The 23,998-nt window shown below is 64.9% G+C and carries 22 protein-coding genes and 4 pseudogenes; 17 read left to right on the top strand and 9 right to left on the bottom strand.

The annotated features are described in order from the left end of the window. Positions 1–42 precede the first annotated feature (42 nt). A complete protein-coding gene (alr, locus tag BUB20358_RS14985) occupies positions 43–1,164 on the bottom strand; it encodes an alanine racemase (protein ID WP_035973898.1) in 1,122 nt (373 codons plus the stop codon). Between the two features lie 307 nt (positions 1,165–1,471). Between alr and BUB20358_RS14980 the strand changes: the two genes are divergently transcribed. From BUB20358_RS14980 to BUB20358_RS14930, 11 genes are all read left to right on the top strand, one after another. Beyond that, positions 1,472–1,843: an MAPEG family protein gene (locus tag BUB20358_RS14980; RefSeq protein ID WP_035973899.1), complete on the top strand. Its 372-nt coding sequence runs from the start codon at positions 1,472–1,474 to the stop codon at positions 1,841–1,843. A gap of 511 nt (positions 1,844–2,354) precedes the next feature. Next, positions 2,355–3,107, top strand: a complete 753-nt coding sequence (gene glnH / locus BUB20358_RS14975) for a glutamine ABC transporter substrate-binding protein GlnH (RefSeq protein ID WP_035973901.1) — start codon at positions 2,355–2,357, stop codon at positions 3,105–3,107. 65 nt (positions 3,108–3,172) lie between these two features. Then, a complete protein-coding gene (glnP, locus tag BUB20358_RS14970) occupies positions 3,173–3,829 on the top strand; it encodes a glutamine ABC transporter permease GlnP (RefSeq protein WP_035973903.1) in 657 nt (218 codons plus the stop codon). Then, the gene (gene glnQ, locus BUB20358_RS14965; protein ID WP_035973904.1) at positions 3,826–4,554 is read left to right on the top strand and encodes a glutamine ABC transporter ATP-binding protein GlnQ; all 729 of its coding nucleotides are present in this window, start codon (positions 3,826–3,828) and stop codon (positions 4,552–4,554) included. The genes glnP and glnQ overlap by 4 nt, the downstream gene beginning before the upstream one ends. 29 nt (positions 4,555–4,583) lie before the next feature. Beyond that, positions 4,584–5,639 carry a C45 family autoproteolytic acyltransferase/hydrolase gene (locus BUB20358_RS14960; protein ID WP_006765709.1) on the top strand — a complete coding sequence of 352 codons (1,056 nt, stop codon included), beginning with the start codon at positions 4,584–4,586 and terminating at the stop codon, positions 5,637–5,639. 8 nt (positions 5,640–5,647) lie between these two features. Continuing rightward, positions 5,648–6,979 (top strand): aspartate aminotransferase family protein, encoded by a 1,332-nt coding sequence (locus tag BUB20358_RS14955; RefSeq protein ID WP_035973906.1) that lies wholly within the window; start codon positions 5,648–5,650, stop codon positions 6,977–6,979. Positions 6,980–7,025: 46 nt separating this feature from the next. Next, positions 7,026–7,580, top strand: a complete 555-nt coding sequence (locus BUB20358_RS14950) for a carboxymuconolactone decarboxylase family protein (RefSeq protein WP_006765710.1) — start codon at positions 7,026–7,028, stop codon at positions 7,578–7,580. Positions 7,581–7,792: 212 nt separating this feature from the next. Next, on the top strand, positions 7,793–8,692 hold the full coding sequence (lpxO, locus tag BUB20358_RS14945) for a lipid A hydroxylase LpxO (protein ID WP_006765711.1): 900 nt from the start codon (positions 7,793–7,795) through the stop codon (positions 8,690–8,692). Between the two features lie 158 nt (positions 8,693–8,850). After that, positions 8,851–9,576 (top strand): hypothetical protein, encoded by a 726-nt coding sequence (locus BUB20358_RS14940; protein ID WP_035973909.1) that lies wholly within the window; start codon positions 8,851–8,853, stop codon positions 9,574–9,576. Between the two features lie 739 nt (positions 9,577–10,315). Further along, positions 10,316–11,503 carry an AAA family ATPase gene (locus BUB20358_RS14935; RefSeq protein WP_006765712.1) on the top strand — a complete coding sequence of 396 codons (1,188 nt, stop codon included), beginning with the start codon at positions 10,316–10,318 and terminating at the stop codon, positions 11,501–11,503. After that, positions 11,500–12,099, top strand: a complete 600-nt coding sequence (locus tag BUB20358_RS14930) for a DUF4276 family protein (protein ID WP_081293658.1) — start codon at positions 11,500–11,502, stop codon at positions 12,097–12,099. Before BUB20358_RS14935 ends, BUB20358_RS14930 begins: the two co-directional genes overlap by 4 nt. A gap of 151 nt (positions 12,100–12,250) precedes the next feature. Here BUB20358_RS14930 and ahpF read toward each other — a convergent pair whose 3' ends face one another. Together ahpF and ahpC are read right to left on the bottom strand one after the other, a co-directional pair. Continuing rightward, positions 12,251–13,849 carry an alkyl hydroperoxide reductase subunit F gene (gene ahpF, locus BUB20358_RS14925; RefSeq protein ID WP_035973912.1) on the bottom strand — a complete coding sequence of 533 codons (1,599 nt, stop codon included), beginning with the start codon at positions 13,847–13,849 and terminating at the stop codon, positions 12,251–12,253. Positions 13,850–13,967: 118 nt separating this feature from the next. Further along, a complete protein-coding gene (gene ahpC, locus BUB20358_RS14920; protein WP_006399806.1) occupies positions 13,968–14,531 on the bottom strand; it encodes an alkyl hydroperoxide reductase subunit C in 564 nt (187 codons plus the stop codon). Between the two features lie 319 nt (positions 14,532–14,850). Between ahpC and BUB20358_RS14915 the strand changes: the two genes are divergently transcribed. Genes BUB20358_RS14915 through cuyB form a run of 3 tightly spaced genes read left to right on the top strand, consistent with a single transcriptional unit; the run spans position 14,851 to position 17,933 of the window. Next, positions 14,851–15,915, top strand: a complete 1,065-nt coding sequence (locus BUB20358_RS14915) for an ABC transporter substrate-binding protein (RefSeq protein WP_081293659.1) — start codon at positions 14,851–14,853, stop codon at positions 15,913–15,915. A gap of 1 nt (position 15,916) precedes the next feature. After that, a complete protein-coding gene (locus BUB20358_RS14910) occupies positions 15,917–17,221 on the top strand; it encodes a dicarboxylate/amino acid:cation symporter (RefSeq protein ID WP_006765715.1) in 1,305 nt (434 codons plus the stop codon). Between the two features lie 10 nt (positions 17,222–17,231). Beyond that, on the top strand, positions 17,232–17,933 hold the full coding sequence (gene cuyB / locus BUB20358_RS14905; RefSeq protein ID WP_006765716.1) for a cysteate racemase: 702 nt from the start codon (positions 17,232–17,234) through the stop codon (positions 17,931–17,933). A gap of 37 nt (positions 17,934–17,970) precedes the next feature. Here cuyB and BUB20358_RS28380 read toward each other — a convergent pair. After that, positions 17,971–18,127 (bottom strand): annotated as a pseudogene (locus BUB20358_RS28380) (LysR substrate-binding domain-containing protein); the annotation flags it as partial. A 94-nt stretch (positions 18,128–18,221) separates the two neighbouring features. On the opposite strand from BUB20358_RS28380, the gene BUB20358_RS14900 reads away from it, so the two are divergent. Continuing rightward, complete coding sequence (locus tag BUB20358_RS14900) at positions 18,222–18,485, top strand: hypothetical protein (protein WP_162487086.1); 264 nt, start codon at positions 18,222–18,224, stop codon at positions 18,483–18,485. On the opposite strand, the pseudogene BUB20358_RS14895 reads toward BUB20358_RS14900, so the two are convergent. Next, positions 18,442–18,563 (bottom strand): annotated as a pseudogene (locus BUB20358_RS14895) (LysR substrate-binding domain-containing protein); the annotation flags it as partial. The gene BUB20358_RS14900 and the pseudogene BUB20358_RS14895 sit on opposite strands and share 44 nt — an antisense overlap. On the opposite strand from BUB20358_RS14895, the pseudogene BUB20358_RS14890 reads away from it, so the two are divergent. Then, a pseudogene (locus tag BUB20358_RS14890) lies at positions 18,557–18,785 on the top strand (IS5/IS1182 family transposase); the annotation flags it as partial. The pseudogenes BUB20358_RS14895 and BUB20358_RS14890 overlap by 7 nt on opposite strands. Positions 18,786–18,814: 29 nt before the next feature. On the opposite strand, the gene BUB20358_RS14885 reads toward BUB20358_RS14890, so the two are convergent. Together BUB20358_RS14885 and BUB20358_RS14880 are read right to left on the bottom strand one after the other, a co-directional pair. Continuing rightward, complete coding sequence (locus BUB20358_RS14885) at positions 18,815–19,582, bottom strand: enoyl-CoA hydratase/isomerase family protein (protein WP_035973915.1); 768 nt, start codon at positions 19,580–19,582, stop codon at positions 18,815–18,817. Next, the gene (locus BUB20358_RS14880) at positions 19,579–20,778 is read right to left on the bottom strand and encodes a CaiB/BaiF CoA transferase family protein (protein ID WP_006765717.1); all 1,200 of its coding nucleotides are present in this window, start codon (positions 20,776–20,778) and stop codon (positions 19,579–19,581) included. The genes BUB20358_RS14885 and BUB20358_RS14880 overlap by 4 nt, the downstream gene beginning before the upstream one ends. 222 nt (positions 20,779–21,000) lie before the next feature. Between BUB20358_RS14880 and BUB20358_RS14875 the strand changes: the two genes are divergently transcribed. Continuing rightward, positions 21,001–21,939, top strand: a complete 939-nt coding sequence (locus BUB20358_RS14875; protein ID WP_045552309.1) for a LysR substrate-binding domain-containing protein — start codon at positions 21,001–21,003, stop codon at positions 21,937–21,939. A 482-nt stretch (positions 21,940–22,421) separates the two neighbouring features. Here the strand turns inward: BUB20358_RS14875 and BUB20358_RS14870 are convergent, their stop codons facing one another. Next, positions 22,422–23,258 carry a cytochrome c gene (locus BUB20358_RS14870; RefSeq protein ID WP_006765719.1) on the bottom strand — a complete coding sequence of 279 codons (837 nt, stop codon included), beginning with the start codon at positions 23,256–23,258 and terminating at the stop codon, positions 22,422–22,424. A 187-nt stretch (positions 23,259–23,445) separates the two neighbouring features. Beyond that, positions 23,446–23,998: pseudogene (locus tag BUB20358_RS14865) on the bottom strand (IS256-like element ISBcen18 family transposase); the annotation flags it as partial.

Below are 23,998 nucleotides of genomic sequence, written 5' to 3'. Positions count from 1 at the left end.
CGCGCTGCGGTCGTAGTCCGGTTACGTCGTCGCATCATTGCGTCATCGCCCGTAGCTGCCCGTTCTCGGTTCAGATGCCACGCTCGCCGCGCCCGGCGGCACGATCACGACCGGCACGCGGCGCGCGAGCGCGCACATCAGCTCGTAGCCGATCGTGCCGCTCGCTTCCGCGACGTCGTCGACCTTCACCCGATCGCCCCACAGCTCGACGCTCGAACCGATGCCCGCGTGCGGGCACGGCGTCAGGTCGACGGTCAGCATGTCCATCGACACGCGGCCGACGACGCGCGTCGTCACGCCGTCCACCGCGATCGGCGTGCCGGTCGGTGCGTGGCGCGGATAGCCGTCCGCATAGCCGCACGCGACGACGCCGATCCGCATCGGCCGATCCGCGGTGAAGCGGCGGCCGTAGCCGACCGTGTCGCCCGGCTCGAGCGTCTGCACGCCGATGATCCGGCTCGTCAGCGTCATCGCGGGCAGCAGCGGCGTGTCCGCGATATGCCGTGCGACGCCGGTCGGCGATGCGCCGTACAGGATCGTGCCGGGCCGCACCCAGTCGCGGTGCGCGCGCGGATGCCACAGCACGCCCGCCGAATTCGCTACCGTGCGCTCGCCCGGAATCCCGGCCGTCGCCGCGTCGAACCGCTCGAGCTGCCAGTCGATCTCGCCTTCGTCGGCGTTCGCGAAATGCATCATCAGCGTGATCGTGCCGATCGACGGCGCGGCGGCCGCGCGTTCCCACGCGGCGCGGAACGCATCGGGCCGGTAGCCGAGCCGGTTCATGCCGGAATTCATCTTCAGCTGGATGTCGATCGGCTGGCGCGGCTTCGCGGCGATCAGCAGGTCGAGCTGTTCGTCGCAGTGCACGGCGACCGTCAGCCGGTGACGGTCGACCCATTCGACGTCGGCCGGCTCGAAGATTCCTTCGAGCAGCAGCACCGGCTTGTCCCAGCCGAGCTCGCGCACGCGCACGGCTTCGTCGAGATCGAGCAGCGCGATGCCGTCGGCCGCCGCGAGGCCCGGATAGATGCGTTCGATTCCGTGGCCGTACGCGTTGGCCTTGACCACCGCCCACACGCGCGACTGCGCGGCGGTACGGCGGATGAATGCGAGGTTGCGGCGGACGGCGTCCGGGCGGATGTGGGCGACGATGGGACGGGGCATGGCGATGGCTCGTGTCGGATGTCGTTCGGCGCGCGCGGTGCGGCACGGGTCGTTGCGGGCTTGGCTTGGCCCGGCGCGTGCCGAGCCAGTGACGACCGCTATCTTATTGGTGTTCGACCAGTTTTTATTAACGTATTTGTCGGCGATTTGGTGGAAATTCCCGCACATGCACGTGCGGCGCGGAAGCGCTGTCCGGCATGCGTTGCCGAGCGTCCCGTCTAGAAAACCGGTGCGCGAATCGCGCGATGCAATGCTAAGCTCTCGCGATCTTGCCATTGATCGATGTAATCATAACGAGGAGACACCGATGACGACGTCCCAGCTGTGCCTGTTCATCGCGGCGCTGTTGCCGTTCCCGCTGACGATCCTCGCGAAGGCGCGCAAGGGCTACGACAACCGTACGCCGCGCGCGTACCTCGCGGCGCTCGAAGGCTGGCGCGCACGCGCGCACGCCGCGCATCAGAACGCGTGGGAGGCGCTCGCGCTGTTGACCGCCGCGCTGGTCGTCGCGTGGCACAACGGCGCGAACGTCCAGCATGTCGACCGGCTCGCCGTCGCGTTCGTCGCGACCCGCGTCGTCTATTCGCTGCTGTATCTGCTGAACTGGGCGTCGTTGCGCTCGATCGTGTGGTTCGCCGGAATGGTCTGCATCGTGTCGCTGTTCTTCGCCGCGCCGTGACGCGAACGCGCACGCGGGCCGGCTGCACGTAACGCTTATCGCCGCCGCGGACGACGCGCGTCACATCGCAATGCGTGCGCATCCGTCGGCGGATGCGCGCGCAACGATTGTTGCAACACCTGACTACCCGACGGCGCGACGCCCGAAGCGCGATCGCGCCCGATAGTCTTCCGACGGCCGTTGCCGATCTGCCGAACGCGATCCGGACTTCCGTCCGACCTTCGCTCGCTTCCTGCGTGAGCGCTGCCGGATTCCGCGCTCATCTCGCCGTCGTCCTGTCTTCACCGCCCCCGTGCGACTGCCCATCGTCCGATCGCTCCACGACCGCGACAGCGTCGGGTTTGTCTCGATGCAATTTTCCGTTGCGCATTTTTTTGTTGTCGTAGTATCGCGATTGACAACACATGTTGCGTTAAGGTTTAATTCGGCATCGCATGTTGCGGTGCCGGCCGGTGTCGTCGTTCCGTCCGGCGTGCGCGCCGGATCACGTTCCATCATGCGGAGAAAAGCCATGAGTCGTCGTTCGTTCCTGAAAGCCGTCGCGGCGGTCGCCGTGCTCGGCGCAAGCGCCGCGCATGCGGACACCAAGACGCTCGTCGTCGGTACCGACACGTCGTTCATGCCGTTCGAGTTCAAGCAGGGCGACAAGTACGTCGGCTTCGATCTCGACCTGTGGGCGGAGATTGCGCGCGACCAGGGCTGGAAATACACGATCCAGCCGATGGATTTCGCGGGGCTGATTCCGGCGCTGCAGACGCAGAACATCGACGTCGCGCTGTCCGGCATGACGATCAGGGAGGAGCGGCGGAAGGCGATCGATTTTTCGGCACCGTACTACGACAGCGGTCTCGCGGCGATGGTGCAGGTCGGCAATACGACGATCAAGTCGATCGACGATCTGAACGGCAAGGTGATCGCGGCGAAGACGGGCACCGCGACGATCGACTGGATCAACGCGCACCTGAAGCCGAAGGAGATCCGCCAGTTCCCGAACATCGACCAGGCGTATCTCGCGCTCGAAGCGGGCCGCGTCGACGCGGCGATGCACGATACGCCGAACGTGCTGTTCTTCGTCAACAACGCAGGCAACGGCAAGGTCAAGGTCGCAGGGCAGCCGGTCACCGGCGACCGGTACGGAATCGGCTTCCCGAAGGGCAGCCCGCTCGTGCCGAAGGTCGACGCGTCGCTCGCGAAGATCAAGGCGGACGGCCGCTATGCGCAGATCTACAGGAAGTGGTTCGGCGCCGAGCCGCCGAAGATGTGAGCGCGACGGTGTGGCGGCGCGCGGCCGACCGGCCGCGCCGGTGTTGAATCGAACGGGAGCGACAAGTGAATTTCGATTGGTCGGCGATCTGGGCCGCGCTGCCGGACCTGCTGGACGGGGTCCGGTTGACGGTGTTCATCGCATGTTTCGGGCTCGCGGGCGGGTTCGTCGTCGGGATGATCGCGGGCATGTTCCGCGCATACGGACCGAAGGCGATGAACGTGCTCGCGCAGGTGTATATCGAACTGATCCGCGGCACGCCGATCGTCGTGCAGGTGATGTTCCTGTATTTCGCGCTGCCGCTGCTCGCGCATATCCGCATCGACGGCCTGACGGCCGCGATCGTCGCGATCACCGTGAACTCGGGCGCGTATCTCGCGGAAGTGGTGCGCGGCGCGCTGCTGTCGATCCCGAAAGGGTTGACCGAAGCGGGGCTCGCGATGGGGCTGTCGATGCCGCGCGTGCTGCTGAAGGTGGTCGGGCCGCTCGCGTTCCGGCGGCTGATTCCGCCGCTCGGCAACCAGTGCATCGTGAGCCTGAAGGACACGTCGCTGTTCATCGTGATCGGCGTCGGCGAGCTCACGCGCAAAGGGCAGGAGATCATCGCGGGCAACTTCCAGGCGGTCGAGATCTGGACCGCGGTGGCGATCATTTATCTGATGCTGACCGGCGCGATGACGCTGACGCTGCGGCTCGTCGAAAAGAGGATGCGGATCCTATGAGCATGATCGAATTCCACAACGTGTCGAAGAGCTTCGGCCACGTGCCGGTGCTCGAGCGGATCGACCTGAAGATCGATGCGGGCGAAGTCGTCGTCGTGATCGGTCCGTCCGGCTCCGGCAAGTCGACGATGCTGCGCTGTATCAACGCGCTCGAGAAAATCACCGGCGGCGAGCTGCTCGTCGACGGGCTCAGCGTGCGCGGCAACGCGTCGACGATCCGCAAGATCCGGCTCGAGGCGGGCATGGTGTTCCAGCAGTTCAACCTGTTTCCGCAAATGACGGCGCTCGAGAACGTGATGTTCGGCCCGATGCAGGTGCGCGGCGCGTCGCGCGCCGACGCGCGCGACCGCGCGATGATGCTGCTCGACAAGGTCGGACTCGAGTCGCGCGCGAATCACTATCCGGCCGAGCTGTCGGGCGGTCAGCAGCAGCGCGTCGCGATCGCGCGCTCGCTCGCGATCCGGCCGCGGCTGATGCTGTTCGACGAGCCGACGTCGGCGCTCGATCCGGAGCTGCGGCACGAAGTGCTGAAAGTGATGCAGGACCTCGCGACCGAAGGAATGACGATGATCGTCGTCACGCACGAGATCGGCTTCGCGAAGCGGGTCGGCACGCGCCTGCTATTCATGGACCGGGGCGGCATCGCGGAGGACGGCGATCCGGTCGAGCTGATCGACCGGCCGCCGACGCCGCGGCTGAAGGAATTTCTGAAACACGTGTCCTGACCGGGACCGTCTCCACCGAACCGTTCGACATGTCGCTATCCGTTTCCTCCGTCATCGCCGGCACGCCGTTCGACATCGGCGTGCGCCTCGGCGAACTCGCGCGCCCGACGTTCGACGCGTACATGCAGCAGAGCCGCGCATGGCAGGCCGTGCGCCGCCGGCGCGACGATCCGTTCGTCGATGCGCTGCGGCACGCGGCGCGCGCCGCATACCCCGATCTCGTCGAAGAACTCGACGGCATCGCGGCGGGCGTCGGCTGGCCGGCGCACGACATCTTCCTGTGGAACTGCCGCGGCGAGCTGATCCATCACGCGCCGGACGGCTGCACGACGCTGGCCGCGCGCGGCCCCGACGGCACGCGCTGGATCGCGCACAACGAGGACGGCGATCCGTTCCTGCACGGGCGCTGCATGCTCGTCGACGTGCAGCCGCGCGGCAAGCCGGGCTTCGTCGGCTTCTACTATCCGGGCTCGTTGCCTGGACATACGTTTGCCGCGAACCGCGCCGGCATCGTGCAGACGATCAACAACCTGCGGATCCGCACGCCGGCAGCGGGCGTGCCGCGGATGATCCTCGCGCGCGCCGTGCTCGATGCGACGTCGCTCGACGCAGCCGTCGACGTGCTGCGCGGCCACGCGCGCGCGAGCGGTTTTCATCACACGCTCGCCGCGACCGGCGACGCGCGGCTGCTGAGCATCGAGGCGAGCGTCGCGCGGTGCTCGGCGCTCGACGTCGCGCGGATCGCCGGCCATGCGAACCATCTCGTCCATCCCGGCTGCGACGTGCACGCGCAGGTCGTCACGCAGTCGTCGGCCGATCGCCAGCGGCGCGTCGACGTGCTGACTCGCGCGATCGATGCGATCGACGAAGCCGCGCTGCTGGACGTGCTCGGCGATCGCGCGCCGGACGGGCTGCCGATCTATCGCGACGACCCGGCCGATCCGGACGACGAGAACACGCTGGCGACCGCCGTGTTTGCGCTGCGCGGCGCGTCGATCGATTTCACCGTTCATCAACATCGCACGCGGCGCTTCGCGACGCGCATCGAGCCGCGCGCATCGGCGCACGACGCGTGCCGACCATGAGGCCACGCATGACCACCGTTTTTCATCGCACACCGCGCGCGACCATGCCCGTCGCCGTCGCCGGCGACGGCATCGAAATCGTCGATTCGACCGGCAAGCGCTATATCGACGCATGCGGCGGCGCGGCCGTTTCGTGTCTCGGCCACAGCAACCCGCGCGTGATCGACGCGATCGTGCGGCAGGCGCGGACGCTGCCGTACGCACATACGTCGTTCTTCACGACCGAAGTGGCGGAGGAACTCGCGAACCGGCTCGTCGATGCGGCGCCGGCCGGCCTCGACCACGTGTATTTCGTGTCGGGCGGGTCGGAGGCGATCGAGGCGGCACTGAAGCTCGCGCGCCAGTACTTCGTCGAGAAGGGCGAGCCGCAGCGCCGTCGTTTCATCGCGCGCCGCCAGAGTTATCACGGCAATACGCTGGGCGCGCTCGCGATCGGCGGCAACGCGTGGCGGCGCGAGCCGTTCCTGCCGCTGCTGATCGAAGCGCATCACGTGAGTCCTTGCTACGCGTATCGCGAGCAGCGCGCGGACGAAACGGAACACGCGTTTGCGCAGCGTCTCGCCGACGAGCTCGAACGGAAGATCGTCGAACTCGGCGCGGACACCGTCGCGGCATTCGTCGCCGAAACGGTGGTGGGCGCAACGGCCGGCGCGGTGCCGCCGGTGCGCACGTACCTGCAGAAGATTCGCGCGGTGTGCGACAAGTACGGCGTGCTGCTGATTCTCGACGAGATCATGTCGGGGATGGGCCGCACCGGCTACCTGTACGCATGCGACGAGGACGGCGTCGCGCCCGACCTGCTGACGGTCGCGAAGGGGCTCGGCGCCGGCTACCAGCCGATCGGCGCGACGCTCGTCAGCGACCGGATCTACCGGACGATCGTCGACGGCTCCGGTTTCTTCCAGCACGGCCACACGTATATGGGCCACGCGAGCGCGTGCGCGGCCGCGCTCGAAGTGCAGCGCGTGATCGCCGAGGAAAGGCTGCTCGACAACGTGAAGGCGCGCGGCGAGCAGCTGCGTGCATTGCTGCGCGAGCGCTACGGCGCGCATCCGCATGTCGGCGACGTGCGCGGCCGCGGGCTGTTCGTCGGCGTCGAACTCGTGCGCGATCGCGACAGCAAGACGACGTTCGATCCGGCGCTGAAGCTGCATGCGTCGATCAAGCGCGAAGCGATGCAGCGCGGCCTGATGGTGTATCCGATGGGCGGCACGGTCGACGGCGTGCGCGGCGATCACGTGCTGATCGCGCCGCCGTTCATCTGTACCGCGCAGCAGATCGACACGATCGTCGAACGGCTGTCGGGCGCGATCGACGCCGCGCTGGCGGCGGCCGCGTGACGCATGCGCGCATAATCCGTCGCGTCCCCTTCACGAAACCGTCGCCATGACAGACAGACTGCCTCCATTCGATCCTGCGTCGGCCACCGACGTGCAGAAGGCCGTGCTCGCCGAGATTCTGAGCGGCCCGCGCGGCAACCTGAACGGGCCGTTCCTCGGCTGGATCGCGAGCCCCGAGCTCGCGCAGCACGCGCAGCAGCTCGGCGCGTTCTGCCGCTATCGAACCGGGCTGCCGCTGCGGCTGTCGGAACTCGCGATTCTTGTGACGGCCGCGCGCTGGCGCTCGCAGGCCGAGTGGCACATCCACCATCCGATCGCGCTCGAAGCCGGCGTGCCGGCCGCGACGGCCGACGCGATCCGGCGCGGCATCGCGCCGACGTTCGAATCGGACGACGACGCGCTGATTCATGCGTTCGCGACCGAGCTATACGACACGCAGCGCGTGAGCGATGCGACGTTCGCGCGCGCGACGGCGCGCTTCGGTCACGAGACCGTCGTGAACCTCGTCGCGCTGCTCGGCTATTACGCGCTCGTCGCGATGACGCTCAACACGTTCGGCATGCGCGCGGACGGACAAACTGATTTGCCGTTTCCGGAATAATCGCGTGCCCGCAGGCGGCGTGGCGGCTTCGTACCTGCGGGAAAGAATGCACGGCCGGCCGTTGCGCGCCCGTTTCGACGCGCCGCCGCGCATTCCGGCGACAGGCGGCAGAGTCGGTGTCGTCCGCGCCCCGTTTGTCGGCATGCACGTTCGCTGCAAAAAATTTCTCCCGTACTTAGAATTCCGGCAGGCCGCTGACGGGAGAATCGGAAATGCGCTGGGTCCTGTTGATCGTGTTCGTTGCATGCGTCGTGTATACGCACCGACGCGGCAGGGTGCGGCACGGGCTGTTCCGGCAACTGTCCGATCATTCGACCTTCACCGCGCCGCTGAACTGTTTTTCGTACGCGTTCTCGTCGGTGCCGAGCACGCCGTTTCTCGATCCGCGGCATTTTCCCGAACTGGCGGTGCTGCAGCGCGAGTGGCGCACGTTCCGCGACGAAGCGCTCGCATTGCGCGACGCGAGCCGGATCAAGGCATCCGGCGAATACAACGACATCGGCTTCAATTCGTTTTTCCGCAACGGCTGGAAGCGCTTCTATCTGAAGTGGTACGACGCGCCACATCCGTCCGCCCGGACGCTGTGTCCGCGCTCCGTCGAGATCCTGTCGCGGATTCCGTCGGTCAAGGCCGCGATGTTCGCGCAGCTGCCGCCGGGCGGCAAGCTCGGGCTGCATCGCGATCCGTATGCGGGCTCGCTGCGCTACCACCTCGGTCTCGACACGCCGAACGACGACGCGTGCCGGATCGTCGTCGACGGCGAGCCGTACGCGTGGCGCGACGGCGAAGCGGTGATGTTCGACGAGACCTATCTGCACTGGGCCGAGAATCGTACCGACCGCGACCGCGTGATCCTGTTCTGCGATATCCGGCGCCCGATGAAATATCGCTGGGCCCAGCGCGTGAACGACGCGGTCGGACAGTTGCTGATGCGCGCGGCCGCGTCGCCGAACGAGATCGGCGATCGCACCGGCGGCCTCAATCGCGCGTTCAAGTACCTTTATGCGATTCGGCGCGCGGGCAAGCGGCTGAAGGCGTGGAATCGCACCGTGTATTACGTCGTCAAATGGGCGTTGTTCGGCGGGATCGCGGTCGCGATTTTCTGGATCTGACCGCGTGCGGCGCAGCCCGACGCGGCGATAAGTCAGACGGATTCGGCCGGCGCGGACGCATGTGCGGGCGTCAATGCAACCAAATGTATTCGTGCGGGAATAAGCGGCGGCCGACGCGTATCATGGTTCGTTCACGTCGAAAAGTTCGCTGAGCAAGCATGACGCGTACCCGCAAGAAACTGATGATCGCCGGCGGCGTGATCGTGGCTGCCGCCGGCTCCGCTTACCTGATGCTGCTGCGCGCGGATCACCGCGCAATCGCCGAAGCCGGCATCGGCGAATCGGCCGCGCCGGTTGCCGACGCCCCTGCGAACGGCGATCACGCCGCGCAAGGGCAGATCGCACCGCCGGCACCGGCCGCCGCGGTTTCCGCGCACGCGCAAGCCGCGCCGCAGCCGACGATCCCGCAATCGGCCGCGCCGCAGCCCGCGCCGGCCGCTGCGCGCGTGGCAGCCGCACCCGCGCCCGCCGCGACAGCGCCGCTACCCGCGCAGCGCGTCGACGCGCCGACCGTCAACGTCGTGACGGTCGATGCGCAGAATCCGACCCCGCCGAAGGCCGCCGCGCCGGCGCGATCCGCAGTCGCCGAACCGACGCAGCGTGCGCCGCGCAAGCGCGACGGTCTCGAGCGGCACGCGCTCGCGAATCCGGCGCCGAAAACCGAAACGCCGGAAACGGCCGCGCTCGTCAGGGAATCGGCGAAGCTCGATCCGTCGTTGCCGCCGCCGCAGATGCCGGTCGGCGCCGCTGCCGATCGATACGGCGCGCACAGCGTGTCGTCGCGCGGCGGGAATCCGGTTGCCGCCGCGATGACCGATCAGCTCGTCCGGCAGTCGAGCAGCTTCACGCCGCCGGCATCGGCGAGCGGTAAGGCGGCCGAATAGTGATCGGCCTGCTCATGCAAATTCGGCACACCTGCGCCATTTGGATCCTTCAGCATGAGAGGGAAGCGTCAACAGCGGCGGTCGCCGCTGCTTGAAGTCTCACGCATTCGCGAATCGCGCAGTTGGTTCGTTTAGCTGACGGACGCGCCGGACCGACATTTGTCCGCGCCATCGAAGCTCAGTTGGCGCGCAGCGGCATGTTTACGGTGCCGTCCTATCCCATATCGATCGGCGTTGTCACACGCCGCGGCGCAAATTGCCGGGCATGCAAGCGCGTACGGTGCACGCCGGCGTCCGTTTTTCCGGTCGTTGCAGCCGACACGAGTGTCCGACGTGCACGATGTAGCCCGCTGCGACGCCATTCCATTTTCCATGAGAAAGCGTTGCTGCCGACTTCAGCGCGAAAGTTGACATGCTATTCTTGGTGCACATGTGCACCAAGTACCTGATGAGCTATGAGTGAGGTACCAGATAGCAACACGGAACTGCGAAAGTTGATTGAACAGTCGGGGTTGACGCAGACGGAAGCTCTGCGAGTGGTCAATAATGGGCAGGCATTTCCGATAGCGCTGTCGACTTGGAAAGCTTATTTGGCGTCGCCGGATAGTAAGAGGCGACGTCGATGTCCCGAGAGGGTGGTCGAACGCGCGCGACAAACGATCGGGCGGTTCTTGGGACCGCATGGTCCGGAAAATAACGAATCGCTGAAGAGCGATGCTCTAGTGAAATGAGGTAAGGCATGCAAATAGAGTCGATTGAGATAAAGAATTTCAGATTGTTCAAAGATGCCAAAATTTCTCGTATCCCGCGATTATGCGTGCTCGTCGGGGCAAATGGTACGGGAAAATCTACGCTGTTTGACGTATTTTCTTTCCTTAAAGACGCGCTCGCGATGAATGTTGCGAAAGCTGTTACGAAGCGCGGAGGTTATCGAGAGCTGGCAAGTCGCGGAGGCGAAAAGGAGGCTATTGAACTGACGTTGCAGTTTAGGCTCGAGATTACTGGTCACGAACGACTGGTTACTTATGTTTTAAAAATTGAGCCGGATAAAACCGGGCGTGCTGTAGTGGCGCGTGAAATATTGCGCTACAAAAGAGGTAGTTATGGTGCGCCTTTTCGATTTCTCGATTTCTCGTATGGGCGGGGCTATGCAATTACGAATGAAGAGGATTTCTCCAAGGCCGACGAGGCCTTGAATCGGGAGGAGCAGGAGCTCGATGCGCCGGACATTCTGGCAATCAAGGGATTGGGCCAATTCGAACGGTTCAAGGCGGCCAGCGCATTCAGAATGATGATCGAAAATTGGCATATTTCCGATTTTCATGTTTCCGACGCACGCCCGAGCCAGGAAGAAGGATATGCCGAGCACCTTTCTACGCGAGGAGACAACTTGCCTCTCGTCGCAAATTATCTGTTCGAGCATCATCGATCATGCTTCGACAGGGTCCTTGCCGCGATGAAGCACAGAGTGCCTGGTGTCGCTGTGGTCGAAGCAAAACCAACAGAGGATGGACGGCTTGTTCTTCGCTTTCAAGACGGAAGTTTCAAAGACCCATTCATAGCACGTTACGTTTCTGATGGAACGATCAAGATGTTTGCATATCTGATTCTGTTGAATGATCCCAAGCCTTATCCGTTATTGGCTGTAGAGGAGCCGGAAAATCAGCTGTATCCCGAATTGCTGCCCGAGCTTGCCGAGGAGTTTCGAGACTATGCGCAGCGTGGTGGCCAGGTTTTTATATCAACGCACTCGCCCGACTTCTTAAATGCGCTATCTCTCGATGAGATCTATTGTCTTCGAAAAGTCGATGGATTTACATCGATTTCACGAGCTGACGATTCCGAAAATTTGCGATCGCTGTTTGAGGCGGGTGATCTCCCGGGATATCTTTGGAAACAGGGTCTTTTTGAGGGCGTAAATCGGTGAGGGGGCGAATTATCTTTTTGGTGGAAGAGCCATCAATGAAAGCTCTGCTTGATGATCTGATACCGAGACTATTTCCCGGTCTGAGAGTGCAAGAGCATTTTCAATGCGTACCCCACGAAGGGAAGACGGATCTTGATAGAAGTATTCCGCGAAAATTAAAGGCTTGGCGAGAACCAGGCGTTCATTTTGTTGTTGTAAGAGATAATGATTCGACGGATTGTGTCGCTCTGAAAGAGCGAATAAGGCAATGTTGTTGTGAAGCCGGGCGTCCGGAAACCTTAATCCGGTTGGTGTGTCAGGAGCTGGAGAGTTGGTATATCGGTGATCTAGTTGCTCTCGAGGCTGCTTTTCCTGACTGCCGAGTCGATACACCGGCATTGAGGAAAAAATTCTTGGAGCCGGACTCTTGGCAGAAACCATCGGTTGAGTTGAAGCGCTTGATTCCGACTTTTCAAAAACTATCTTGCGCCCGGTTAATGGCTTCGACTCTGCGTGGGGAGGGCAACCGATCCAGAAGTTTTCAGGTGTTCCTAGACGGCCTCCGACGCATCGTTGGCGAAATGGGCTATGTTTGCGCGAAAGTGGAGCAGCGTTGACATGTTCGCGGTGGAGTGCGGCCGATCGGCGACCTATGCCGATATCTGCGCGGGACGAATGCGCGGCGGACTGTTATCGATCGCATGACGAAAAAGGACCCCGCACGCCGACCAGGCATGCGGGGTCAAGAGAGACAATCGTTGTCGCGCGTTACGCGGCGAGCGCTTCCTCGGCCTGCGGCTGCGCGGCCGCCGCCGGCGTCGCATCCTGCCGGATCAGGTGATCGAACGCGCCGAGCGATGCCTTCGCACCTTCGCCGACCGCGATCACGATCTGCTTGAACGGCACCGTCGTCACGTCGCCGGCGGCGAACACGCCCGGCACCGACGTCGCGCCGCGTGCATCGACGACGATCTCGCCGTGCTTCGACAGCTCGACCGTGCCTTTCAGCCATTCGGTATTCGGCACGAGGCCGATCTGCACGAACACACCTTCGAGATCGATGCGGTTCACGTCGCCCGAGCGCAGATCCTTGTAGACGAGCCCGTTCAGCTTGCTGCCGTCGCCGGTCAGCTCGGTGGTCTGCGCGTGCGTGACGATCGTCACGTTCGGCAGGCTGCGCAGCTTGCGCTGCAGCACTTCGTCCGCGCGCAGCTGCGCGCCGTATTCGAGCAGCGTGACTTCCTTCACGATGCCGGCGAGATCGATCGCCGCCTCGACGCCCGAGTTGCCGCCGCCGACCACCGCGACACGCTTGCCCTTGAACAGCGGGCCGTCGCAGTGCGGGCAGTACGCGACGCCGCGGTTACGGTATTCGCGCTCGCCCGGCACGTTGATTTCGCGCCAGCGCGCGCCGGTCGCGAGGATGATCGTCTTCGCCTTCAGCACCGCGCCGTTCGCGAGGCGGATCTGGTGCACGTCGCCCGGAATCAGCGCGTCGGCGCGCTGCACGTCCATGATGTCGACGTCGTACTGCTTCACGTGCTGCTCGAGCGCGGTCGCGAATTTCGGCCCTTCGGTTTCCTGCACCGACACGAAGTTCTCGATCGCCATCGTGTCGAGCACCTGGCCGCCGAAACGCTCGGCGACGACGCCCGTCACGATGCCCTTGCGCGCCGAGTAGATCGCCGCCGCCGCGCCGGCCGGCCCGCCGCCGACGATCAGCGTGTCGAACACCGGCTTGTTCTCGAGCGACTTCGCGGCGCGCGCGCCGGCGCCGGTATCGAGCTTCGCGAGGATTTCCTTCACGCTGCTGCGGCCCTGGCCGAACGATTCGCCGTTCAGGAACATCGTCGGCACGGCCATGATCTGGCGCGCATCGACTTCGTCCTGGAACAGCGCGCCGTCGATCGCGACGTGGCGGATGCGCGGGTTGATCAGCGACATCACGTTCAGCGCCTGCACGACTTCCGGGCAGTTCTGGCACGACAGCGAGAAATACGTCTCGAACGCATAGTCGCCGTCGAGCGCGCGGATCTGTTCGATCACGTCGTCGTCGAGCTTGATCGGATGGCCGCCGGTCTGCAGCAGCGCGAGCACGAGCGACGTGAATTCATGGCCCATCGGAATGCCCGCGAAGCGGATGCCGGCCGGCTTGCCGGGCTCGCCGATCGTGAACGACGGCTTGCGCTCGGCGTCGCCGCGGCGCTCGACGACGCGCACGTGGGCGGTCAGCGACGCAATCTCGTTCAGCAGCGCGAGCAGTTCCTGCGATTTCGCGCTGTCGTCGAGCGACGCGACGAGTTCGATCGGGCGCGTGATCTTCTCGAGGTACGCTTTCAGTTGGGTCTTGAGATTGGCGTCGAGCATGGCGTTTCGGTTCCGTATGAGTGAGGCGGGTCGGGCACGTCGTGCCGGAAGAGAGGGCGGGCCGCCCGATGCGGCGGCCCGCATCGCGCACGTCGTCGGACGTGCACGGACGCGATCGTCAGATCTTGCCGATCAGGTCGAGCGACGGGGTCAGCGTTTCCGCGCCCGGCGTCCACTTGGCCGGGCACACTTCGCCCGGATGCGCGGCGATGTATTGCGCGGCCTGCACCTTGCGCAGCAGTTCGCCTGCGTCGCGGCCGATTCCGTTGTCGTGGATCTCGCACAGCTTGATCTCGCCTTCCGGGTTGATCACGAACGTGCCGCGCAGCGCCATCCCTTCTTCCTCGATCAGCACGTCGAAGTTGCGCGACAGCGTCAGCGTCGGGTCGCCGATCATCGGGTACTTGATCTTGCCGATCGTGTCCGACGTGTCGTGCCATGCCTTGTGCGTGAAATGCGTGTCGGTCGACACGGCGTAGATTTCGACACCCAGCTTCTGGAATTCCGCGTAGCGGTCGGCGAGGTCGCCCAGCTCGGTCGGGCAGACGAACGTGAAGTCGGCCGGGTAGAACACGACGACGGACCACTTGCCCTTGAAGTTCTCGTCGGACACGGGCACGAACTCGCCGTTGTGGTATGCGGTTGCCTTGAACGGTTTGATTTGGGTGTTGATGATCGGCATCTTGCGATTTCCTTTGCGTCAGAGGTGAGTGGAGTGTTCGCAGTATCCGGGTTCAACCGCATGTTGTGAAATTGCTTGTTTCAATCCGCGGCATCGGGATTTTCTATCCGCATGCGACGGTCGGTCGCGTACGGCTCGCGCACGGCCCGTGCCGTTCGTTCCGGGGCATCCGGCGGATTTCGCGCCGTCGTCGCTTCTGAGACAGTGGGTGCGCGCAGGCGTTGCGCGGTTCGACCGCGCCGCGCGTCGCGCAATGGCCCGGCACGCGCGTTCGCACGAACCGCCGTGCCGGCGTTCGACACTACCGTCTCGTTGCGCCATGAAACTTCTTTCTGCACGCATTGCCGGCGTGTGTTCTGCGTGGTTCGCTCGCACGCCGTCGGCTACTCGCCACACGCGCCGCACGGATCGTTCGCACGGCGCGGCCGGTCCGGCGTTCGTCGCGTTCGCGACGTGCGTTCTGTTCGTCGCATCGTGGCCCGCGGCTTCGGCATCGGCATCGGCCCCGGCCTCGCAGATCGGTGCGCACGCATCGACCGGCACGGCGGCCGCGGCTGCAACGTCCGGCGCGCTCGCGGCTGCGACCGCCGTCTCCGCTGCGGTTCCCGCGACCGCGCCGACCGCGCTCGTACAGATGCCCGACGGCCGGCTGCTCGCGCCGGAATTCGCGCGCATCGCGACGCGCGGCACGCTGATCGTCGCGGTGCTCGGCGTCGACCAGCCGCCGTTCTTCATGTCGCGCAACGGCACGTTGACCGGTGTCGACGTCGATCTCGCGGCGGAGCTGGCCGCGAAGCTCGGTGTGCGGGTGCGGTTCGTCCGCGACGCGCGCACGTTCGACGACGTCGTGCATCTGATCGCGACCGGCCACGCCGATCTCGCGATCAGCAAGCTGTCGCGCACGTTGCCGCGCGCGCAGACGATCCGTTTCAGCACGCCGTACGTGCGGCTGCGGCGCGCGCTGCTGATCAATCGCGTCGGCTTCGCGCAGCTTGCGAAAGGGCGTCCGCTGCCGGAGGTCGTGCGCGACTACCGCGGCACGATCGGCGTCGCCGCCGGCTCCGCGTATGCGGACTACGCGCGCAGCGACTTTCCTGCCGCGCAGCTGCGGATCTATCCGGACTGGCAAGCCGCGCTCGACGCGCTGAATGCGGATGCCGTGTCGGCGCTGTATCGCGACGAACTCGCGCTCAAGCGCGTGATGCACGACGATCCGACCGCGCCGCTCAGGCTGCGCGTCGCGACGTTCGACGACCTGACGGACGCGCTCGCGATCGGCGTGCCGGTGTCGTCGCCGACGCTGCTCGCGTTCGTCGACCAGTTCCTCGGCGAGCGCAACCGGCCGCTCGACGTGAAAACCCTGCTCAATGCAATGAGTCGCTGACATGAACACGAACCGCAACCGCAGCACCGCGACGCGCGCCGACCGGCTGCACGCGCTCGCGATTCATCCGTGGACCGTCTTCGGCAGCCTCGCGCTCGGCATCGTCGCGGGCATGCTGCTGCCGTCGGCCGCGCCGAAATTCGACTTCGTCGGCGAGGTGTACATCGGCTTGCTGAAGATGACCGCGCTGCCGTTCATGACGGCAGCCGTGATCTTCAGCCTGCAGCGACTGCTGCGCGACGGCAGCGCGTCCGACCTCGTGATGCGCGTGGTCGCCGTGTTCGGCTGCGTATCGGTGTTCGTCGTCGTGGTCGGCGCGGTCGTGCTCGTCGCGATGCGGCCCGGCGAGCATCTGTCGCAGGCGACGCTGAAGGCGTTCGGCGCGCTGGTCGGCAGCGACGGCGCGGCGAGCGACACCGTGATGACGCTGCACGGCACCGATCCCGCCGAGAAATCGTCGGGCTTCGCGGACATGCTGATCGCGCTCGTGCCCGGCAACTTCTTCGCCGCGCTCGCGAGCGGCGATACGCTGAAGGCGCTCGTGTTCTCGCTGTTCTTCGGCTTTGCGGCCGGACGCGTGCCGACGCGTGTGTCGAACGCACTGAGCCACACGCTCGAGACCGTGTATTTCGCGTGCCAGAAGATCATGCACTGGCTCGCGTATCCGACGCCTGTCGTGCTGTTCTGCGCGGGCGCCGCGCACATCGGCATGTCCGGCTTCGGGCCACTTGAGGCGATGTTCCGTTTCGTCGCGGCGTTCGTCGTCGTCACGCTCGTGCTGCTCGCCGTCGCGGTCGTCGTGATCTGGAAGCGCGCGGGCTGCACGCTGTCCGCGACGCTCGTGCGGCTGCGCACGCCGTTCGCGATGGCGCTCGCGACGCGCAGCAGCATCGCGTGCATGCCGAGCATGATCGAATGCCTCGCGGACGGCTTCGGCTTCTCGCGAGCCCGCGTCGAGCTGCTCGTGCCGCTCGCCGTGTCGTTGCTGCGCGTCGGGCCGATGGTGTATTTCGCGAGCGCGACGCTGTTCGTCGCGCAACTGTACGAGCGTCCGCTCGGTCCCGGCGAGCTTGCGCTCGCGCTGCTCGCGTCGGTGCTCGCCGGCTTCGCGTCGACCGGCACGTCGGGCATCGTCACGGTGTCGCTCGTCGGGATGACGTGCGCGGCGCTGCATCTGCCGTTCGAAGCCGCGTTCGTGCTGTTCGTCGCCGTCGATCCGTTCTGCGAGATCCTGCGCACGCTGCTGCTCGTGATCGGCAACTCGGCCGTCGTGTCGGCCATTTGCGCGCGACCCGCGCGCGCGTGACGAGGACATCATGGCACTCATCGGCGTACTTGGCGGAATGGGGCCGCTCGCGACGGTCGACTTCATGCACCGCGTGATCCGCTTGACTCGCGCGCGCTGCGATCAGGATCATCTGCCGATGCTCGTCGCGAACCTGACGCGCATGCCGGACCGGTCGCGCGCGATCACCGACGGCGACACCGATCCGTTGCCCGCGCTGCTCGACGGCATCGATCTGCTGAACCGAAGCGGCGTCGATCTGATCGCGATCCCGTGCAATACCGCGCATCACTGGTATGCGCCGCTGCGCGCGCGCAGTGCGGCACCGATCCTGCACATCGTCGACACGGCGGTGGCCGCGTTGCCTGCTGGCGTACGGCGCGTCGCGGTGCTCGCGACCGGCGGCACGCTGGCGTCCGGCCTCTATCAGTCGGCGCTGCGGGCGCGCGGGATCGAGCCGGTGATGCCCGGCGCGACCGCGCAACGCGATATCGCGGCGTGCATCGCGGCCGTCAAGGCGGGCAGGGTCGACGCGGCGGGCCGGCAACTGTCGCGCGCGCTCGCGACGCTCGTGCGGCGGGACGTCGACGTCGCGGTGATGGGCTGCACCGAGATTCCGATTGCCGCGCATGCGCTCGGCGACGCGCCGCTCGCGCTCGTCGATACCACGCACGAACTCGCGCGGGCGACCGTTGCGTATGCGGCCGAGCGCGGTTGGGCGCGGGCCGTGTGATGCGCATACACGCATTCGCCCGCGCCGCGGTGCGCGCTCACACGCCCGCCATCTTCCTCAGCCACGCGGCCAGCCGCCGCGCGGGCGTCGGGCAGGGCGGCATCCTCGCGCGTGCGCAGGTAGTGGTCGCGTCCGTCGTTCAGCGCGACGTCGAACAGCTTCACGCGTTCGCCGTTCGCGAGTTCGCGCTCGGCGCCCCGCTGTCACGGCACACGCACGCGGTTGCATTCGAGGTCGAATCCGTCTCAGCGGCGAGAATCTGACGCAGCGGGACATTTTTCGGCGACATTGATCGGTCTGGATGAGGGTGATGTATTAGTCGATGCGCTAGTCGACGATGTCATCGAAGGCCGCGCATGGGTAGGACCGACCGATCCGAACAAGTATGGCGAATGCGCGACATCAGTATCGATTCCGGTAGCGCGCGCGGCACTCGCGAAGACGCAGTACACCTATTACCTGCGGCCGTACGAATACAGCGAAAGCAATGCGGCGACGCTCTGGTTACGACTGGAGTGTTGTCGGCCGGAAACGCATGCAGCCGCGGGATGAACCAGCCGATGCGAGCAGCGGAATCAGGCTGATCGCGATCTGCCGCAACGACGAGCGATCGCGCACGAAGCGCGTCGCACAATCGCGGTATCGAGCCGGCGATCGCCAAGCGCCGAACCGAACACGGCAGCGGCCTTGGCACATATCGCCGGGTCGTTGAACGCACGCATGCGTGGCTGCATCGCTTCCGTTCGCCTCCGTATTCGTTTCGCGCGCCGCGCCGCCATTCACGGCGCGTTCCTCAAACTCGGTTGCTGCTCGATCTGCTGGAATACCCTTCGCCGCGCCGAGCAGTCGTGATGAAACCGTCTCTTGGAAAGGGACGGTGACTAACGGCCGAAAAAGACCGGGTTCCGATGACTGGAAAAAGCGTCAAGCGCGGCGCGGTGATCGGCGCTGCGTTCCAGTTCAGTGAATTTCTCGATCGCGCAAGCGTTCGCTTCATCTCGCGTGAGGTCGAACGCAGCGTTTGCTGCCCGTTTCGCTGCACGTTCGGATAATGGTGCACGCGACGCTATCTCCATCGCCTGGGTAAGCGCTGTTGCCGCAAGGTCCGCGGCAGGCACCACCGCGGTCACGAGGCCATACCTTTCCGCCGTCCGCGCGTCGCACGGCGCTCCGCTCAACAGCATCGCTTTAGCGCGTCCGAGACCGATGATGCGCGGCAAACGATAGGTGGAGGCGACCAGTCCCACGTTGACGCCCGCAGCCGTGAAGTTGGCGCCTTCCGCGGCAATGCGTATGTCGCAACACAATGCGAGTTCGAGGCCGCCTCCGACGCACCAACCGTTTACCGCCGCAATGACCGGCGCGGGGAAATCTTCGACTATGTTGAAAAGCGCGTTGAGCTCGGAGAAATCCTGACCGTATTCCAATGCTTCCTTCAGGTCGTCGCCGGCGCAGAATGCCCGGCCGGTGCCGGTGAGAATCAGGCAGCGCACGTCGGCATCTGAACGCGCATCGGCCAGCGCGTCGCGCAGCTCGCCGCGCAGCTTGCGTGAAAGCGCGTTCATCGGCGAATTGTCGAGCTTGATGCGCACGACGTGCGCGGCGGGCCGTGTGACGACCACGCACTTCGTATTGAGGATGGCATTCATGCTGCACCCCGCATTTCCGCATATTCCGGGCAAAATTCGGCAATCAGTGCATCGCTGTGTTCGCCGAGACGCGGGGCGCGATGGTAGGCGGGAGGGGCATGATCGGCAAAGCGCAGCGGCGAACCGGCGACCGTCAGATTGACGTCTTTGGCGATGGGGAGATCGACGAACATATCGCGAGCACGCAGTTGCGGATCGCGCAGCACTTGCCCAACGTCGTTCAACGGGCTGCACGGAATGCCTTCGGCTTGCAGTTTCACGAGCCACTCGTCTACGGTCGCCTGTCGCAGGCGGACTTCGATTTCGGCCGTGAGCTCATCCAGATGCGCGTTACGGCTGGCATTCGTGTGAAAGCGTGAATCACACCGGCCTTCGGGCCAACCCAACGAAAGACAGAACTGTTCGAACATCGCGTCGCTGCCGACCGCGATCATTAGTGGCCCGTCCTTCGCATGGAACGCCCCGAACGGGCTGACCGACGGATGGCGCGCGCCGATCGGCTCCGGTGCCCGGCCATCGACCTGGTACCGTACGATCGCATTTTCGAGCATTGCGACCTGAACATCGAGCATCGCGACGTCTACATAGGAGCCTCGCCCGGTGTGCTCTCGCTCGTGAAGCGCTGCGAGTATCCCGATAGCGGCATACAGTCCCGCACACAGATCTCCGATTGACGTGCCCACGCGAACTGCCGGGCCACCGTCAGGCCCCGTCAGGCTCATGATGCCGCCCATTGCCTGCACCACTAAATCGTAGGCTGGGAGCGCGCGATACGGTCCTGTCTGACCAAACCCCGAAACCGAGCACATGACCAGTCGCGGATGCGCTTCAGAAAGGGCTTTCCAACCGAGTCCAAGTCTGTCCATTACGCCCGGTTTAAAGTTTTCGACAAGGATATCTGCCTGCTCGAGCATCCGCTGAAAAATGAAGCGATCCCGCGCTACCTTCAAATCAAGCACGATGGATTCCTTCCCACGATTCACGGAGAAGAAATACCCGGAAGCCGTCCCGTCCTCCACGTCCACGAACGGACCGAATTCCCGCGCTTCGTCTCCGCTATCCGGGCGCTCGATCTTGATGACCCGTGCGCCGAGGTCCGCGAGAATCATGGTACAGAATGGTCCCGAAAGGACATGCGTCAAGTCCAGGACAGTGACGCCCGAAAGGGGACGCATGTTTGAGTGCGTTTGCGACATTTGAATACTCCTTGCTCGAAATATCGGACCGAGGATGCTCGAGGTGCCGAGCGTCCTGCCCTGTGCTCGACTGTCCTGCGCGTCCCCTCATCCGTCTGGTGAAGGGCACTGCACAAGCTCCGGTGCTCGAGAAAAAGCATATGGCACACGCTCATCGATTTGAAATATCGTATTCTGATAGGCCGATCGTTTTTCCTTATGGCGTGCGATGCGGAGGATCATATGGATTTGCGGCAACTGAGGTATTTCGTGAAAGTGGTTGAATGCGCTAACGTGACGCGAGCGAGCGAAATGTTGCACGTTGCGCAGCCCGCCGTGAGTCAGCAAATCCGTAATCTGGAAAGCGAGATGGGGATGCTCCTCCTGGACAGAAGTTCTCAGGGGGTGACGCCGACTGCCGCGGGATTAACGCTGCATCGGCACGCGTTGCAACTTTTGCGGGAGGCCGACCGGACTCGCGAGTTGCTGCGCCAGGATGCGGAAACGCCGCAGGGCAAAGTGACCGTAGGACTTCCTTCCAGCACCTCTCGCGTGCTGGCCATGCCGCTTGCCCTCGCTGTCCGCGCGCGATATCCCGGCATCGTGCTCGAGTTGATGGAGGTGCCGAGCGCTGAATTGCCGGAAGCGATTTCGAGCGGGCGCATCGACGTCGCGATCGTCGCCGACGCTGTGCAAGCTCGCGGAATAAAGACGGAATATCTGCTTTCCGAAGCGCTGTATTTGTTTGCACGGCAGGAATTCGATCTCCGTCGCGAACCGATACGCGTCACCGATCTTTCCCAAATGCCGTTGGTGCTGCCGAGCGCGCCAAATAGCATACGTACGCGAGTCGAATTGGCACTGCGTGAACGCGGTCTCGCATGCCATGTCGTCCTGGAGGCCAGCTCCGCAGCGCTTCTCTTTTCGGCGGTTGCCGCGAAAATCGGCGTTACTGTCCTGCCTTGGTCCGCCGCGCATGCAGAACTCGATCGGAACACGCTCAAGCTCGTCCGTATCAATAATCGCCACTTCAAGCGCGACCTGTCTCTGTGCTGGAGAGATACGCCTCTGCTCAGCAACGCTGTCGTCAAAGTGAAGGCGACGATGATGGAGATGGCCGGCCTGCTGAGCGAGCGAACGAAAGGCGAGGTCGTGCGTAAAGCGCGTCAAGGTCAGGGCTGACGGTACAGCGCGACCGAACAGCGCTGTTTCGTGTTTAACCGCAACCACGGCGCTGGGGGCGCCCGGCAGATGATGTTCGCGCCAACGGGCGTTGCTGCATAAATCGAGCGTGACGGCGAAGCGACTCGCATGTTCACGGCGCCAGCCAATGCGGACGGGTTGCGGGCATGCGAGGTCCGCCATGCGATTCGGCACGCCCGCGCGGATAGCGGCCTCTCTCGCTTGCGGCTCCATTCGATGTGTGCACAACTGATTGCCCTTGAGCGTTTTTACATCGGGTTCTGCGCGAGCGAGCGCCGGGGGTAGCCGCAACCTTTCATCAACGCCACAACGAGGCCGACGCGATCACGCCGGAGTGGGCGGCCGCGGGCGCCGACGTGCTGCTGTGCGCGGTGCTGCAGAGTCGCGGGAGCCGGGTGCGTAATCGCGTGGCCGCGTGATGGCGTGACTGCGCGACTGCATGACTGCATGACGCGGCGCGACTAGTTGCGTGCGCGGCGCTGCGCGATGTGCGTGAGGTAAGCGACCACCTGTTCGAGTTCCCGGTCGCTCAGCTGGTCGGGCGGGAACGCCGGCATCGTGCGGCCCGGCCAGTCGCGCACCGAAGCCGGGTTGCGGATGTAGCGGCGCAGCGCGGCGGGCTGGAAGTAATCGACCGGGTTCATCGGCGTGTTCAGATCCGGGCCCGCGTCGCTGCTGCCCGCGCCGTCGATGCGGTGGCACGCGAGGCATTGCATGACGAACACGTGCTGACCCGCGCGGGCCGGATCGTCGGTCGGCAGCGCGGGATCGACGGCGAGCGACGGCCAGCGTGCGAGCGGCGACGATTCGAGCGTCACGCGCACGATCTGATAAGGCCACTGCTCGCCGCGGATCGACGACGCATGCGGGCCGACCCACACCAGATAGAACGGCCCCGCGCTGACCGTTTTGCCTGGCAGCTTCGGCCACGGATGCGCCGGGTCCTCGACCGCGAGCCACGCGACCGCGCCGCCCGGCGCGCGGCGGCGTACGAGATCGACCGGCAGTTGCGCGACGAAGCCGTCGGCTGCGCGCGTTTCGAGCACGCTTCCGTCGGGCAGCGGCGTGTCGCCGAGCAGCGCGGCGAACGGCACCGCGCGGAACGTCATCGGTCGGCCGTACGCAATGTCGCGCGGCACGCGGATCAGCGCCGCATCGGGACGCGCGAGCAGCGCCTGCGGCGACAGCGCGCGCGACGTACCGTTCGTGTCGAGTTCGAGCGACGACTGGGCAAAGGCGTGCGGCGCGATCGCGCAAGCCGCCAGCAGCACAAGCGAAAACCCCAAGCGCTTCAGCATTCGTTCTCCGGGAAGGGCATTCGGGCGGGCGCGGCGAAAGGATGCCGCGGCCGACGGGATGAATCGGGCGACAGTCTATCCGGTACGGGCGGTGCTGGCGACTTCGGCGGTTGCAGCAGTTTTGCCCGTTGCAGCGGCTTTTGCGAACCTGTCCGCATTTTTGTGGGCGAGGCGGTTGAACAGCACGTTATCCACGCGCCTGCATAAATCGCTCGCCGAACAGGATAGCAAACTGGTTCATCGCTGATTTCCAGTCGAACGCAGACTGCACGGTCTTGGCCAGTACGTTGCGCAACGCCAGCCAGAGCAGCTTGATGGCCGCCTCGTCGTTCGGGAAGTGACCACGGGTCTTGATGATCTTGCGCAACTGCATATTCAAACTTTCTATGGCGTTCGTGGTGTACACGACCCGTCGAATCTCCGGCGGAAACACGTAGAACGGCACGACGTGCTCCCACGCGCGTTGCCACGACTGCACGATCGTCGGGTACTTCGCGCCCCAAGGCCCGTCGGCGAAGTCTTGCAGCGCCTGCCGTGCCGCCTCTTCGCTGGCCGCCGCGTAGATCGGGCGCAGCGCGGCGGCGAGCACCTTACGGTCCTTGTAGCTGGCGTATTCGAGGCTGTTGCGGATCAGATGCACGATGCAGGTCTGAACGGTGGTCCGCGGATAGGCCGCGCTGATGGCCTCGGTCAGCCCCTTCAAGCCATCGACCACGGCGATCAGGATGTCCTGGCAGCCA

The sequence above is a fragment of the Burkholderia dolosa genome (assembly GCF_902499135.1).
Lineage (GTDB): Bacteria > Pseudomonadota > Gammaproteobacteria > Burkholderiales > Burkholderiaceae > Burkholderia > Burkholderia dolosa.
The sequence above is the reverse complement of the archived record's forward strand: the minus strand, read 5'-3'. Positions and strand labels throughout refer to the sequence as shown.